The sequence below is a fragment of the Cytobacillus oceanisediminis genome (assembly GCF_003182355.1).
GTDB classification, from domain to species: domain Bacteria; phylum Bacillota; class Bacilli; order Bacillales; family Cytobacillaceae; genus Cytobacillus; species Cytobacillus oceanisediminis_A.
Window position 1 is genome coordinate 51,397 of record NZ_QGTW01000021.1, and the last position, 14,577, is coordinate 65,973.

At 41.4% G+C, this 14,577-nt stretch carries 16 protein-coding genes and 1 rRNA gene; 15 read left to right on the forward strand and 2 right to left on the reverse strand.

From position 1 onward, the window contains the following. Nucleotides 1-538 precede the first annotated feature (538 nt). The 12 genes from DFO73_RS25975 to DFO73_RS26030 all read left to right on the forward strand — a co-directional run bounded on the left by DFO73_RS25975 (nt 539) and on the right by DFO73_RS26030 (nt 11,570). Complete coding sequence (locus DFO73_RS25975) at nt 539-1,378, forward strand: energy-coupling factor ABC transporter ATP-binding protein (protein WP_110067564.1); 840 nt, start codon at nt 539-541, stop codon at nt 1,376-1,378. Beyond that, nucleotides 1,354-2,223: an energy-coupling factor ABC transporter ATP-binding protein gene (locus DFO73_RS25980; RefSeq protein WP_110067565.1), complete on the forward strand. Its 870-nt coding sequence runs from the start codon at nt 1,354-1,356 to the stop codon at nt 2,221-2,223. Before DFO73_RS25975 ends, DFO73_RS25980 begins: the two co-directional genes overlap by 25 nt. Continuing rightward, the gene (locus tag DFO73_RS25985; protein ID WP_110067566.1) at nt 2,220-3,017 is read left to right on the forward strand and encodes an energy-coupling factor transporter transmembrane component T family protein; all 798 of its coding nucleotides are present in this window, start codon (nt 2,220-2,222) and stop codon (nt 3,015-3,017) included. Before DFO73_RS25980 ends, DFO73_RS25985 begins: the two co-directional genes overlap by 4 nt. Before the next feature lie 12 nt (nt 3,018-3,029). Then, nucleotides 3,030-3,767: a tRNA pseudouridine(38-40) synthase TruA gene (truA, locus tag DFO73_RS25990; RefSeq protein WP_110067567.1), complete on the forward strand. Its 738-nt coding sequence runs from the start codon at nt 3,030-3,032 to the stop codon at nt 3,765-3,767. A gap of 232 nt (nt 3,768-3,999) precedes the next feature. After that, nucleotides 4,000-4,437 carry a 50S ribosomal protein L13 gene (rplM, locus tag DFO73_RS25995; protein ID WP_110067568.1) on the forward strand — a complete coding sequence of 146 codons (438 nt, stop codon included), beginning with the start codon at nt 4,000-4,002 and terminating at the stop codon, nt 4,435-4,437. Between the two features lie 20 nt (nt 4,438-4,457). Next, complete coding sequence (gene rpsI / locus DFO73_RS26000; protein ID WP_026583690.1) at nt 4,458-4,850, forward strand: 30S ribosomal protein S9; 393 nt, start codon at nt 4,458-4,460, stop codon at nt 4,848-4,850. Nucleotides 4,851-5,458: 608 nt separating this feature from the next. Continuing rightward, complete coding sequence (gene proC, locus DFO73_RS26005) at nt 5,459-6,301, forward strand: pyrroline-5-carboxylate reductase (RefSeq protein WP_110067569.1); 843 nt, start codon at nt 5,459-5,461, stop codon at nt 6,299-6,301. 184 nt (nt 6,302-6,485) lie between these two features. Next, complete coding sequence (gene proB, locus DFO73_RS26010) at nt 6,486-7,610, forward strand: glutamate 5-kinase (RefSeq protein ID WP_110067570.1); 1,125 nt, start codon at nt 6,486-6,488, stop codon at nt 7,608-7,610. 24 nt (nt 7,611-7,634) lie between these two features. Further along, nucleotides 7,635-8,903 (forward strand): glutamate-5-semialdehyde dehydrogenase, encoded by a 1,269-nt coding sequence (locus DFO73_RS26015; protein WP_110067571.1) that lies wholly within the window; start codon nt 7,635-7,637, stop codon nt 8,901-8,903. 147 nt (nt 8,904-9,050) lie between these two features. Further along, the gene (locus DFO73_RS26020) at nt 9,051-9,494 is read left to right on the forward strand and encodes a YbaK family protein (RefSeq protein WP_110067572.1); all 444 of its coding nucleotides are present in this window, start codon (nt 9,051-9,053) and stop codon (nt 9,492-9,494) included. A gap of 138 nt (nt 9,495-9,632) precedes the next feature. Continuing rightward, entirely contained in the window at nt 9,633-10,355 is a 723-nt protein-coding gene (gene cwlD, locus DFO73_RS26025; RefSeq protein ID WP_110067577.1) for an N-acetylmuramoyl-L-alanine amidase CwlD, read from the forward strand. Nucleotides 10,356-10,511: 156 nt separating this feature from the next. Continuing rightward, the gene (locus DFO73_RS26030; protein WP_110067573.1) at nt 10,512-11,570 is read left to right on the forward strand and encodes a P-loop NTPase; all 1,059 of its coding nucleotides are present in this window, start codon (nt 10,512-10,514) and stop codon (nt 11,568-11,570) included. An 86-nt stretch (nt 11,571-11,656) separates the two neighbouring features. On the opposite strand, the gene gerD is transcribed toward DFO73_RS26030, so the two are convergent. Further along, the gene (gerD, locus tag DFO73_RS26040; protein WP_181396141.1) at nt 11,657-12,310 is read right to left on the reverse strand and encodes a spore germination lipoprotein GerD; all 654 of its coding nucleotides are present in this window, start codon (nt 12,308-12,310) and stop codon (nt 11,657-11,659) included. 166 nt (nt 12,311-12,476) lie between these two features. Here gerD and DFO73_RS26045 point away from each other — a divergent pair, with 166 nt between their 5' ends. Then, nucleotides 12,477-13,109 carry a KinB-signaling pathway activation protein gene (locus DFO73_RS26045; protein ID WP_110067574.1) on the forward strand — a complete coding sequence of 211 codons (633 nt, stop codon included), beginning with the start codon at nt 12,477-12,479 and terminating at the stop codon, nt 13,107-13,109. A gap of 17 nt (nt 13,110-13,126) precedes the next feature. Here DFO73_RS26045 and pdaB read toward each other — a convergent pair whose 3' ends face one another. Then, nucleotides 13,127-13,879, reverse strand: a complete 753-nt coding sequence (gene pdaB / locus DFO73_RS26050; RefSeq protein ID WP_110067575.1) for a polysaccharide deacetylase family sporulation protein PdaB — start codon at nt 13,877-13,879, stop codon at nt 13,127-13,129. Nucleotides 13,880-14,025: 146 nt separating this feature from the next. On the opposite strand from pdaB, the gene DFO73_RS26055 reads away from it, so the two are divergent. Next, nucleotides 14,026-14,256, forward strand: coding sequence for a hypothetical protein (locus DFO73_RS26055; RefSeq protein ID WP_110067576.1), 231 nt, complete (start codon nt 14,026-14,028; stop codon nt 14,254-14,256). Between the two features lie 256 nt (nt 14,257-14,512). Continuing rightward, nucleotides 14,513-14,577, forward strand: a 16S ribosomal RNA gene (locus tag DFO73_RS26060); the annotation flags it as partial.

Sequence of the window (14,577 nt, forward strand, 5' to 3'; positions counted from 1 at the left end):
TCTTTGCCCTTTTTCTATAAGGTGGATACCTTCCTTAATTTGTAAGGCATCCCTTAACCAAGCCAAAAACGAGCGTTATGATGAGCATGTACATCTTTTCAGCAGGAATTGAGGACTCTTTAGACTGCCTTGCAAAAGGCTTCCCGTTTCCTGGTACACTGTCTCGTCTAGCTCATGCACCTCTTCCGGATTCTAAGATTTCACTGACAGGTTTTCTGTCTGACGGAAAGAGGTGCAGGCTTTTTTAATAGCAAGAACCACCATACTGCTTTAGTATGAGCTTTTAATAGGGAGGCATAATAGGCATCCAATAAGCTTAGATAGCAGAAATCCAGCTTTTCTTGTATACTACAAGTGTGGAGAATGGTTTCATTCAACGCTTGCTATCCAGTTAAATAACCTATTATCGAACTATTAAAGCTCGCCAAAAATGGCGGGTTTTTTATTAGGCGTAAAATATAAGTACTTTAGTCGGCAAATAATGCTGTGATGAGCAGAGTTAAAAAAGAGAGAAGCAGAGTTGAGAGGAGGATTTGAGATGAAAGAGCCATTAGTTGAATTAGAGAATATCTCGTTTAAATACGATAGTGAGGCCGGATTTGCCCTTCGAAATGTTTCTTTTACTATTTTTAAGGGAGAATGGCTAGCTATTGTAGGCCATAACGGTTCAGGAAAGTCGACGCTTGCTAAGCTGCTGAATGGCTTGCATTTTCCTCTTGAAGGGAATATTACAGTAGCCGGAATCCAATTGGCAGAGGATACGGTATGGGAGACCAGAAAGAAGATTGGCATGGTTTTTCAGAATCCGGATAACCAGTTTGTTGGAACTACAGTTCAGGATGATGTGGCTTTTGGTTTAGAAAACCATGGAATTGAAAGAAATGACATGGTGCAAAGAGTTATTCAATCATTAGAGAAAGTCAAGATGGCACAATTTCTTGATCAAGAGCCGCACCATCTTTCCGGAGGCCAGAAGCAAAGGGTAGCGATAGCCGGCGTCATTGCCCTAAGACCGGATATTATCATCCTTGATGAGTCTACCTCCATGCTGGATCCAAGAGGGCGTGAAGAGGTACTGGAAACAGTTAGAGAGCTAAAGCAGGATTATAATATGACGGTTATCTCGATAACTCATGACTTAGAGGAAGCCGCAAAGGCGGACCGAATTCTTGTCATGAACAAAGGACAGCTTTACCGAGAGGGAACACCTGAGGAAATCTTTCAAATGGATGACGAGCTAGTTAAGCTTGGTTTGGATATTCCTTTTCCTGTTAAGCTTAGCAAAATGTTAAGAGAAAAAGGGTTGCCCTTATCCAGGCATTACTTATCAGAAGAAGAGTTGGTGGAAGAGTTATGGACATCTCACTCCAGGATGTAGAATACCGTTACCAGGTTAATACGCCATTTGAACGCCTTGCGATAAAAGATGTATCCATCGATATTCCTTCCGGCACCTTCCTGGCTGTCATTGGGCATACCGGGTCTGGAAAGTCTACTGTTCTCCAGCATTTGAATGCGCTGCTGAAGCCGACAGAAGGCAAGGTGATTATTGGGGATCGATTCATTACCGCAGATAAAAAACAGAAAAACCTGAAGGAAGTCCGCCAAAAGGTCGGAATCGTATTTCAGTTTCCGGAGCATCAGCTGTTTGAGGAAACGGTTGAAAAAGATATATGCTTTGGCCCGATGAATTTCGGAATTTCTGAAGGAGAAGCCAAAAAAAGGGCGCGTGCTGCAATCCAGCAAGTTGGACTTCCAGAAGAAATCCTGTACAAGTCTCCGTTTGATCTATCAGGGGGCCAAATGAGGCGTGTGGCCATTGCCGGCGTGCTTGCTATGGAACCAGATGTTATCGTACTGGACGAGCCTACTGCAGGACTTGATCCGCGAGGCAGAAAAGAGATTATGGATATGTTCTATAGCTTGCATCAAACCAGAGGGCTATCAACCGTACTGGTAACGCATAGCATGGAAGATGCCTCCCGTTACGCTGACCAGATTGTCATTATGCATAACGGAGAGGTGTATGAGAAGGGAACACCTAAAGAAATCTTTTCCTCACCTGAGGGCTTGCTTAAGCTTGGCCTTGATGTCCCTGAGGTTGTCCGTTTTCAGCAAAAATTTGAAAAGTCATTCAATACCCGTTTCTCTAAGACTTGTTTAACAATGGAAGAGCTGACCGAAGAAGTAGCATCATTAGTGAAAAGGGGTGTGCCGAAATGATGGAGAAAATGATTTTTGGGCGCTACGTTCCCGCCGATTCTGTCATTCATCGGATGGATCCCCGCTCAAAGCTGATGCTTATCTTCTTATTTGTATGCATCGTGTTTCTCGCCAATAATTTGCTAACTTATGGTTTATTAACGGTTTATACCTTTTTTATGATCGCTTTGTCAAAAGTGCCGTTCAGGTTTATTTATACGGGCTTGAAGCCAGTACTTCTGCTTGTTATTTTTACTTTATTCCTGCACTTATTTTTAACGAAAGAGGGAGAAGTCCTGTTCCAGTTTGGGTGGCTAACCATTTACGAAGAAGGGTTAAGGCAGGGTATCTTTATTTCATTGCGCTTTTTCCTGCTGATTCTAATGACTTCCATTCTGACATTAACTACGACACCGATTGAAATAACAGACGGCCTTGAAAGTTTGCTTGCTCCTTTGAATAAGATTAAGTTTCCGGTTCATGAGCTGGCTCTAATGATGTCTATTTCTCTTCGGTTTATCCCAACCCTCATGCAGGAAACGGACAAGATTATGAAGGCACAGACAGCAAGGGGAGTTGATTTTGCGAGCGGCCCTATTAAAGACCGGGTTAAAGCCATAATTCCGCTGCTGATCCCTTTGTTTGTCAGTTCTTTTAAAAGGGCAGAGGAGCTTGCTGTGGCGATGGAGGCACGAGGGTACAGAGGCGGGGAAGGAAGAACGAAATACAGGCAGCTTAGCTGGGGTCTAAAGGATACAGGAATGCTTGCTCTGCTTGCAGCATTGACCCTTGTGTTATTTCTGCTGCGGACGTAATGGAGCTGAATTATGCCAAGATTTAAATGTATCGTTACTTATGATGGCACCCTTTTTGCCGGCTATCAGGTTCAGCCGAATAAGCGGACCGTACAGGGAGAGCTGGAGAGGGCATTGAAGAAGATTCATAAGGGAGAAGACATAAGGGTCACAGCCTCTGGAAGAACCGATGCTGGCGTCCATGCAAGAGGCCAGGTGATTCATTTTGATTCGCCACTAAATATTCCTCTTGAAAAATGGGAGATTGCCCTGAATTCGCTGTTGCCGGATGATGTGGCGGTTATAGGGGCTGCCAGAGCTGCTGAGGACTTCCATGTCCGCTTTGATGCCAAAGGAAAGGAATACCGGTACCTTGTGCATTTATCGTCCAGGAGGGATCCTTTTAAACGCCACTATGCTTATCAATTTCCTTATGCTTTAAATATTGATTCTATAAAAAAAGCAGCAGCGGGCTTAGTAGGGACACATGATTTTACAAGCTTTTGTTCAGCAAAGACGGAAGTGGAAGACAAGGTAAGGGAAATCCAGGAGATAGAGGTATTGGAAGAAGGAGACATGCTGATCTTTCGTTTTAAAGGCACTGGTTTTTTATACAATATGGTCCGTATACTCACCGGCACTCTTTTGGAGGTTGGGTCCGGGGAAAGAGACGCGGATTCCATGCCTGCCATTATCGAGGAGAAAAACAGATCTGCTGCAGGGAAAACAGCACCACCTCAGGGTTTATATTTATGGAAAGTTTTTTATTAAAATATTGGAAAATAACAGCGGGGAACCACGGGGCCGCGTTGTAAAGCCAAATCTTTTAAAAAAAAGATCTTAAAACAACTAAACCAGGTGTAACATTCCCTTGACATTGGACTGTCAAAGTTATAATATAGCATATGGTATTATTATTAAAACCACGATAAGCCCCGGAACTTATTGTGTCGAATATATTAAACCAAAATGATTAATGATGGATTTATTAGGAGGGAAACTGATGCGTACAACGTTTATGGCGAATTCAAATAATATCGAACGTAAATGGTACGTGGTTGATGCTGAAGGCAAAACTCTAGGTCGTCTTGCTAGTGAAGTAGCATCAATCTTACGTGGTAAACATAAACCAACTTATACACCACATGTAGATACTGGTGATCATGTTATTCTTATCAATGTTTCAAAAATCGAACTTACTGGGAAAAAGCTTACTGACAAGATCTACTACCGTCACAGCATGCACCCAGGCGGTCTTAAAACAAGAACTGCTCTTGAAATGCGTACAAACTACCCTGAGAGAATGTTAGAGCTTGCTATCAAAGGCATGCTTCCAAAGAACTCTCTTGGCCGTCAAATGTTCAAGAAATTACACGTATATGCTGGTAGCGAACATCCGCACCAAGCACAACAACCTGAAGTTTACGAACTTCGTGGATAATTTTTAGGGAGGTTATTAACTTGGCACAGGTTCAATATATTGGTACTGGTCGTCGTAAGAGCTCCGTTGCACGTGTTCGTTTAGTTCCAGGCGACGGTAAAATCATCATCAATGGTCGTGAAATCACAGATTACATTCCTTTTGCAGCTTTACGTGAAGTTGTAAAACAACCGCTTGTAGCTACTGAAACTCTTAACAGCTACGACATTCTTGTAAATGTAAACGGCGGTGGATACACTGGTCAAGCTGGCGCAATCCGCCACGGTATCGCTCGTGCATTGCTTCAAGCTGACCCAGAATTCCGTCCAACATTAAAGCGCGCAGGACTATTAACTCGTGACGCACGTATGAAAGAGCGTAAGAAATACGGTCTTAAAGGTGCTCGTCGTGCTCCTCAGTTCTCAAAGCGTTAATTTTCAACGGCTCAAAGGCTCTCAACCGTTTTGGTTGGGGGTCTTTTTATATTTCTATAAAAGGTTTTATTTCTGTTTTATTTTGAACCGCGGGCGATAGCTTAATGTATATCAAATTAAAGCGTTGAAAAAGTATGTACCTCAGCAACCTCAAAAAGAACCGTTCCGGACTAGGGAGATCGGTTCTTTTTGAGGTTTTAACTATAGAAATCCACAGTCCAAATAAATGGGTAAAAGTAACGAAATTTGCAGCATTAACACAGCCAGCGGCAAAACAAGAATAGCGTATCATTTTACAAATGGACCAACTATTATAGGTACCGTTCACTGTAAGGTGCCGATTGTCGCATATTGTCGCTATAAGTAGACCATACAGAAAGTGGGAATTTTTATTTCCGCAAATATCGTCCTTAGAAGGGATAATCCTGCGTGAGAGAGTCTAAGAGGACGCTCATACAGGATGTTAGCGTTTTCATTCACTATCTCGCCTTTATCCTGCAGACTTTCCGATATACCCTTGAATATGAATTTCAGCATGTTACGATAGATAACGTTGAAAAAATACGAACGGTTTTACGAACAGAATGATCATCTTAAGGAGGATGTCCATGTTAGAAAATAAAACGATTGCTTTTTTAGGGGCAGGTTCAATGGCAGAGTCAATGATTTCAGGCGTTATTACAGCTGGAAAAATGCCTGCAGATCAGGTTTATGTAACAAACAAGAGCAATGCAGGCAGACTTGATGAAATTCATGCAAAGTACGGTGTTCAGGCTATACCGCAGTGCGAGCTGCCATTTGGAAAGATTGACTTGTTTATTTTAGCCATGAAACCAAAGGGTGCAGAAGAAGCTCTTCATTCTATTAAAGACAAACTAAAACCTAACCAGGTGATCCTTTCTGTATTAGCAGGCATTACAACAGAGTTTATGGAAGAGCATTTAAATATTGGCCAGCAGGTTGTCCGTGTTATGCCGAATACGTCAAGCATGATTCAGGAATCCGCTACAGCTGTGGTGGCAGGCAAGCATACAAGCATGGCTAATGTTGAATTGATTAAAGAGCTGCTTGAATGCATGGGTGAGGTTTATATCATCGATGAAGACCAAATGGATGTATTTACGGGTTTAGCTGGAAGCGGTCCTGCCTACTTCTATTATCTGATGGAAAATATGGAACGCGTAGGGGTAGAAAAAGGTATGGATGAGGAAACGGTTCGGAAAATTGTGGCGCAAACTATTTTCGGTGCTGCAAAGATGGTACTGGAAAAAGAAGAAGCACCTACTTCACTTAGGGAAAAAGTAACTTCACCTAACGGCACAACAGCATCGGGGCTTGAGGCGCTAAGGAAATATAAAGGCGGGGAAGCTATCTCACAGGCAGTCGAACATGCTGCTAAACGCTCGAAGGAAATCAGCAAGGAGTTGGAAGGTGCACTTGTCACTTCCTAATCTTAATAAAAGAAGTTCATAAATTCCGGGAAAAACAGCGGTCGAATTCTTGTCGCAATGACACTCCGGTCCATATGTTTAGTAAATACGGCCCGCTATATCGATCCGTGAACTTCTCGGCTCTTTTTTTCCTCATTTATGAACCGTAATTATGTAGGCTGTAATAGTTCACAGGAGGTATTGGATGTTTAAAAAAGAAAAACAGATAAAAAGAGTTGTTATTAAGATTGGAAGCAGCTCATTAACAAGCATGCACGGAGAGATCAGCCGCAGGAAGCTTGAAAATCTTGCGGAGCAAATTGTGGCATTGAAGGATGCCGGATATGAAACAGCAGTGGTTTCATCAGGTGCTGTAGCGGCAGGCTATCGCAAGCTTGGCTGTATTGACCGGCCGTCATCACTCCCGGAAAAGCAGGCTGCAGCTTCAATTGGCCAGGGGCTACTAATGGAATCTTACTCAGAACTCTTTTTATCTCACGGATATGTGGCTTCACAAATATTAATTACAAGAAGCGACTTTTCCGATGAAGTACGTTATGGAAATATGCATAACACAATGAATGTGCTATTGGAGAGAGGAATCATTCCGATTATTAATGAAAATGATACGGTTACAGTCGACCGGTTAAGATTTGGGGACAATGATACCCTTGCTGCGAAGGTTGCAGGCCTCATTGATGCTGATCTGCTCATCATTTTGTCGGATATTGACGGCCTCTATGACAGCAATCCAAATGACAATCCTAATGCAAAGCTTCTGGAAAACGTCCATTCCATTACACCGGAAATTGAAGCGGCAGCTGGCGGTTCAGGAAGTGCAGTTGGAACAGGAGGCATGAAATCAAAGATCCAGGCAGTAAAAATTGCAATGGCTGCAGGAATCGTTTCCTTTTTAGGAAAAGCGGGAACCGAGAATATTCTAATGGATGCTGTAGAAGGTGCTGCCAAAGGAACCTATTTTGAACAGGAATCAGATGCTTTTAACCTCGATAATCAGAAACAGTGGATTGCTTTCCATTCCGGTCCTGAAGGGAAGGTTACAATTAGCTCTAACGCCAAAACGGCAATTATCGATAAAAATGAAAACCTGTACCGTTCAGATATCCAGGATGTTACGGGTCGATTCAAGGATGGTGCGGTAGTCCGTATCCTGGATGAAGAAGGAAAAGAGATCGGCCTCGGCAGAGTTAATTTTTCAAATGAACAGCTTAATGAAGTGGCAGCGGAGGATGAAAAAGAGTTAGAACCGGCCATTGCACAAGAAACATTTGTGTGTTCACGTGATTTTAAATTACCAGCACTTGTTTAATGCAATTAAATTAGGAGGGATTCAATGACTACTGCAGCAGCAGTAAAGACAAATAAAGTAGAAGAACAGGCAAAAAAGGCAAGAAAGGCTGCCAAAAGTTTAAGTATTTTAACGACAGAAGAGAAAAATGAAGCACTTCGTACAGTAGCAGATGCTTTGGAAACAGGATATGAATCGATTATTTCAGCAAATCTTATTGATTTAAAAAATGGAGAAGAAAAAGGGTTTGAACAGGCGTTTATGGATCGCCTTTCCCTTAATAAAGAACGCATTTTTGATTTTGCGGAAGGCCTTCGCCAGGTCGCAGACCTTCCTGACCCAATTGGAGATGTAATGTCAGGCTGGACATTGGATAACGGCTTGAAGGTGGAAGAAGTACGTGTTCCGCTTGGCGTCATTGGCATGATTTACGAAGCACGCCCGAATGTGACTGCAGATGCAGCAGGATTGGCTCTGAAATCAGGCAACGCCATTGTGCTAAAAGGCGGTTCTTCTGCTCTTAATTCAAATAAAGCCATTGTGGAAATTATTCATAAAGCACTTGAAGAAACAAGAATACCAAAAAATGCTGTCCAGTTCATTGATACGGTTAACAGAGAAGCAACAAAGCAGCTCTTCACAATGAAAGAGCACATCGATGTTTTAATCCCAAGGGGAGGAGCATCTTTAATTAAGGCAGTTGTTGAAAATGCGACAGTTCCTGTACTTGAAACAGGAGTAGGTAACTGTCATATCTATGTGGATAAGGATGCAGATACGGAGAAAGCAATCAATATCCTTATTAATGCAAAAACAGATCGTCCAGCTGTCTGCAATGCAGCGGAAACGCTGATTGTTCATGAAGCTTGGCTAAACGAGCATAAAGAATTGCTTGCAGAATCGCTTAAAAAGCATGGTATCACCGTTCATGGTGACGAGTCAGCAGCTTCTGCTCTTCCAGATGTAAAGCCAGCAACTGAAAGTGATTGGGCGAATGAATATTTAAGCCTGAACCTAGCTGTAAAAACAGTTAATGATTTGGAAGAAGCGATTGACCATATCGATCAGTATGGTACAAAGCATTCTGAAGCGATTATTACAGAAAATGCAGATACAGCAAAGAGGTTTATGCAGCTAACGGATGCAGCGGCACTTTACCATAATGCATCCACAAGGTTTACAGATGGAGGAGCGCTAGGTTTTGGTGCTGAAATCGGAATATCAACACAAAAACTTCATGCGAGAGGACCTATGGGCCTTCCAGCATTAACAACCCGTAAATATTTAATGTCCGGAAACGGGCAAATTCGATAAGAACTTATGAAAAGCTTCAGCCTGGCTGGAGCTTTTTCTTAAATAATGCGTCTAGAAATCCATAAAAAATTGGCAGCTGAATCGTGTCTGCTTTTTGTATTTCTCTCCCGCGGCAGATAAAGACTATCTTCAAGGGGTGAGAAAGCAGTGACTGTCATAACGACGTTCAAAGAGAAAAAAAGAGAAAAGCAAATTAAATATGAAAAATCAGTCCTTCGGGAAATTTCCATAAAAGCTTTAAAAGAAAAAGTCCAGCAATTCTTTGGCTCGTCAAGGTTTGTATCCGGATTGATGATGAATTCCGGAATTGAAGAAGCTTGTTACGATGTAGCGATAGAAGCGTATTTACTTGGAGCGAATTACAGCCGTTTTGGGTTCTATGGCGAATCCGTGGATCAAGTCCGTATAAGGTGTGAAAAAGAACAAAAACATTTAGTGGATACTTTATATAACTTCTTCCTGTACTGGGGTCATGGTTCAGAAGCTATTATGAGCGAATCCCTTTATTATATGTGCGAGCAATATGTAAACAGCTGGTGGTCAGAAGGATTTAATAAAGGACAAAGAAGGCACAAACTGCGCCTCCACTGATTGCCAACCTTTACGAAGAACTTTAGCTGGTCTCATTGCCTGTATTAAAGGGCTGCGCTGTCCCTTTTCGAAGTTCTAGAATTCCTCCTTGTCCCATATATTGAAATGAGGATAAGCAGGAGGGATTGATTAGTGCATATGAAGAAAAAATTAAAAATAAGCGGGTTTGCGATCGGGCTTATTGTCCTTTTTCTTATTTTACAATATGATTTTTCGGATGATGATTCTTGGGATTCGTGGAATCTGCCTTTAACAGGAAAGATCATCTTGCTTGACCCAGGCCATGGGGGTCCAGATGGCGGTGCTGGGGATGAAGGCGCACTCGAGAAAGATATCGCCCTTGATGTTTCTTTAAAAGTGAGAGACTACCTTCAGGAACAAGGAGCGCTTGTGATTATGACAAGGGAAGGTGACCAGGACCTTGCACCTGAGGGGACCAGGGGATACAGCAGGCGAAAAGTGGAAGACCTGAAGAAGAGGCTTGAAATGATTAATACTTCTGATTCCGATTTTTACGTAAGCATCCATTTGAATTCGATTCCCTCTCCCCGATGGAGAGGGGCTCAGACCTTTTACGCACCTGGTATTAAGGAAAACGCCAAAGCAGCAAAATTCATTCAGGACGAGTTTCGCCGCAACCTGGAGAATACCACCCGGAATTCCAAACCGCTGAATAATGTTTATATATTAAAATACGCTAAAAAACCGGGTGTCTTAGTTGAAGTAGGATTTTTATCAAACCCGAGTGAAAGAGCCAGCCTGAAAACAGAGGATTATCAAAATAAAATTGCTGCTTCCATTTATAATGGAATTATGCGCTATTATACAAATGAAAAAGAGTTAGTAGAGAAGTGGGAATGAAAAGGTGCTGAAACGGCATCTTTTTCCTTTTTTTTAGCGTTGTACATAATTAAGCAGGGGAATAGTGATTAAAAATAGGATGTGATAGAATTAACAGTAAAGAATTTTCAATATGCTATACTAAAATGGAAACGAATTCAAAAGGCGGGTGCAATTATGTTATCTGAACAGAAAGTTAGTGAAGTTTTAAGCGGAGTAAAGGAACCATTTATACATAGAACGTTAGGCGAACTAAATGCGATTGAAGAAATTAAAATTAAAGAAGAAAAGAACCATGTCAGCGTAAAGATCCAGATTGCCAAAACAGGTACCGCTGAACAGCTTCAGCTTCAAACACAAATTGTAAGCCTTTTAAAAGAAGCAGGAGCGGCAACAGTCGGCATCCGCTTCAGCGAGCTTCCTGAAGAAGTTTTATCACAATACAGAGAGTCTGCATCTGAGGAAGATAAAGGTTTACTTTCTCCAGGCAATAAAACTGAATTTATTGCAATTGCAAGCGGAAAGGGCGGGGTTGGCAAATCCACCGTTTCCGTAAACCTAGCAGTATCCCTTGCAAGATTGGGCAAGAAGGTTGGCCTTATTGATGCCGATATTTATGGATTCAGCGTTCCTGATATGATGGGAATAACAAAGCGACCTGTTGTCAGGGGAGAAAGAATTCTTCCAGTAGAGCGCTTTGGGGTAAAAGTCATTTCAATGGGATTCTTTGTCGAAGATAATGCGCCAATTATCTGGAGAGGCCCAATGCTTGGGAAAATGCTGAACAGCTTCTTTAATGAAGTAGAGTGGGGCGAGCTTGATTACCTGCTTCTTGACTTGCCGCCAGGAACAGGCGATGTTGCCCTGGATGTGCACACAATGCTGCCGTCCTGCAAAGAAATTGTTGTTACAACACCGCATCCGACTGCGGCCTTTGTTGCTGCGCGTGCTGGTGCTATGGCGCTTCGGACAGAACATGAGATCTTAGGTGTTATTGAAAACATGGCATATTTTGAAAGCAAATTGACTGGAGAGAGAGAGCATGTCTTTGGCCAAGGCGGCGGAGAAAAGCTAGCTGATGAACTTAGAACGGAAGTTTTAGGCCAGCTTCCGCTTCAACAGCCTGATTGGAATGAAGAAGACTTCGCTCCATCCATTTATGAAAAAGACCATAAGCTTGGGCAAGTTTATACGGATATCGCGCGGAAAGTTATTCAAGCAGTTGAAAGCAAGTAATATAAATACCTCTTCCAGTTGTGGGGGAGGTATTTTTTTTAGAAAATAAAAAAGCGGCAAGAAAATTGCCGCTTCTTACCCAGTAATTAAGCTCCGCCGCCTTCTCCACCGCCACCGCCTTGGCCTCCACCACCTTGGCCGCCGCCGCCACCGTCTTGGCCGCCGCCTTCTCCGCCACCCTGCTGTTCTCCGCCTTTAACTTCTTCAGCAGCTTTAAGAAGGAGATCCTGGATTTTGGCTTTAAAGAGCGGGCTTTCAAATGTTTCAGTTACTACCTTTTGCAAGTGCTCCCGATACTCTTTGCTTTTAAGAACGTTGGTTACTTCTTTCTCAAGCTCAGGATCCTTTAGTACCTCTATCATCATTCCTCGATATTCAGGATCCTTCATTAGATCCTTTAAAAGCTGTTCATTTTCCTTTTGCATGCTTTTTGCCATACTTTCAGCAAACTTTGGATCATCAAAAGACTTCTTCCAAAATTCTGTGCCTTTTTCAGAGGTCAAAGTTTTCTCAATTGTTTCAGCTACAATCTTTTGGTCCATGACTAGCTTCTGCTGCATCTTTTCATCTGCCATTAATTCTTCAATGGCTTTTTTTCCTTCATCTGTCTTCAATATATCTACAACCATTTTTTTAGTTTGCTCATAATCCATTTGGCCGCCGCCGGTTTCACCCTGGCCGCAGCCTGATATGAATAACACAATTGCAAATGGCAGGAGCAAACGGAATTTTTTTAGCATAGGTGAAGCTCCTTTCAGAGGTGTCCTTAACTTTAGAATGAAGAAAATCAGCAAATATTATGCGCTGCAAATACAATGCCTAGATTTTTCAAACTTTGGTTGGTACAATCATAAGGAGGTAATGTCCTAAAAGGAATGAATTTAATTATTATGGGGGAAAAATAAATTGACTAGCCGTAATTGGGTAAAGCTTTTTATATCAACTCTTTTAGTTGGCGGTTTAACAACTGGAGTTGTAGGATTTATTGTTCGATGGGAAGAATTTGCACCTCTTTTCACTGATTTTGATATTCTAGAAATCCTCTCTGTATTGTTCTGGCTTATAGGTGTAGGGTTAATTTTTAGTATCGTGAGTCAAATGGGGTTCTTTGCTTATCTAACTGTACACCGTTTTGGATTGGGCATTTTCAAAGGTTTATGGAATCCGATTCAAATCGTACTTATTTTGTTTGCATTATTTGATCTTGTTTATTTTCGCTATAAGGCTTTTGCCAGCGAGGGAGAAAGCATGCTTCCGTATATTGGCGTTGCAATCTTTCTCTTACTAATAGGACTTGCGGTTGCTGTGATAAAAACAAAACAAACGAATCAGCATGCATTCATCCCGGCAGTCTTTTTTATGGTGGTAGTTACTGCTATTGAGTGGGTTCCTGTTTTAAAGGTAAATGAAGAAAGCTGGCTATACTTAATGTTATTTCCGTTATTAGCCTGCAATACTTATCAGTTGCTTATTCTTCATAAACTTAATGAAGACTCTCAAAAACAAAGAAGCAAAATAGCGGAAAAGCCATCCAAATAGTTGGATGGCTTTTCTTTTTACTTTATTTCATTCGTCTTGGTATCAGCATTTGCAATCATTTCGGAAACGGTAACAAGCTTTAAGCTTTTTCCTTTAATATCATCCAAGATGATTGGCAATGCCTTTGCTGTTTGTTTTGCGGAATCGGATGCATGAAGCAAGACAATATCCCCTTTTTTCGCTTTCGACACATTTTCAACAATTACTTCAACACCAGGATTAGTCCAGTCCTTTGAATCAATGCTCCAATGCACAACCGTATAACCCATTCTTTCTGCAATCTTTAAGGTCTTTTGATCAAAATGGCCTGTAGGAGCACGCACCAATTTGATGTCTTTAATATTGAGCTTTCTAAAAGCTTCTTGGGCTTTAGCGAGATCTCGCCTGATTTTATGCTCTTCAAGCTCGGTGTAATCCTCGTAATCGTAGCCCAATATTCCAATTTCGTAACCTTCTTTCACGATTTTTGCAACCAAATCCGGATGGCGCTCTGCCCAGGACCCGGCAAGAAAAAATGTCGCTGACTTAACACCTTCCTTTTTGAGGATGTCCAAAATAGGTTCTGCTTTCACATCACCCCATCCAATATTAAAGGTTAATGCTAAATCTTTTTCCCCCTTGTAAACGGCCTTTGGCCCGTCTTTGGCTGAAAAGGCAGGCAAATGGACAATGCTCTCCATATAGAGGAACCAAGAAGTAAAAAACGCTGCTATTACCACTAACAAAATTTGTTTTAATGACTTTCCATTTAGCACATAAAAAAAGTTCATAATATCCTTCACCTCGTCCGATACATTCCTTGTCTCATACCTATGCTTAACTTGTCTTATACATGAATAAAAATTAAAATTCATAAAAAAACCAAAATGGAAAAATACTACAAAAAAACAAAAAGAAACAATAGGGGGCAATGGCTGTGATAGGTATGCTATTAAATCAAAAAGAAGTAAAGGAAATGGAATATTTGATTAAGCGTGAGATGGATGAAATACTATTCGATTTAAAGGATGACAGGATTGACCATATTGTAAAAGGAGCTATGGAAGAGAGATATAAAATTTTATTTTCATTATTCCAGCGTATAGCTTCTTCGTCTGATTGCCTAAAATACATGCGGTCCCGACCTCGGCGAGAGCAAAAAGGATGATGCGTTATTTGCTTTAGAAAAAACTTTTTAAAAACTGTTGACTTCTAATTGGTATCTTGGTATATTAATAAACGTCGCTGATGAAGGTAAGCAAAAACAACTCAAAAAAAGTTGTTGACATCAAAGCTGATAAATGATATATTAATAAAGTCGCTTTTGGGCGACGGATTGATCTTTGAAAACTGAACGAACAAAAACGTCAACGTTAATTCTTTAGTCTTTTTTGAAAAGACAACTTATGAGCTTAATCAACTCTTATATGGAGAGTTTGATCCTGGCTCAGGACGAACGCTGGCGGCGTGCCTAATACATGCAAGTCGA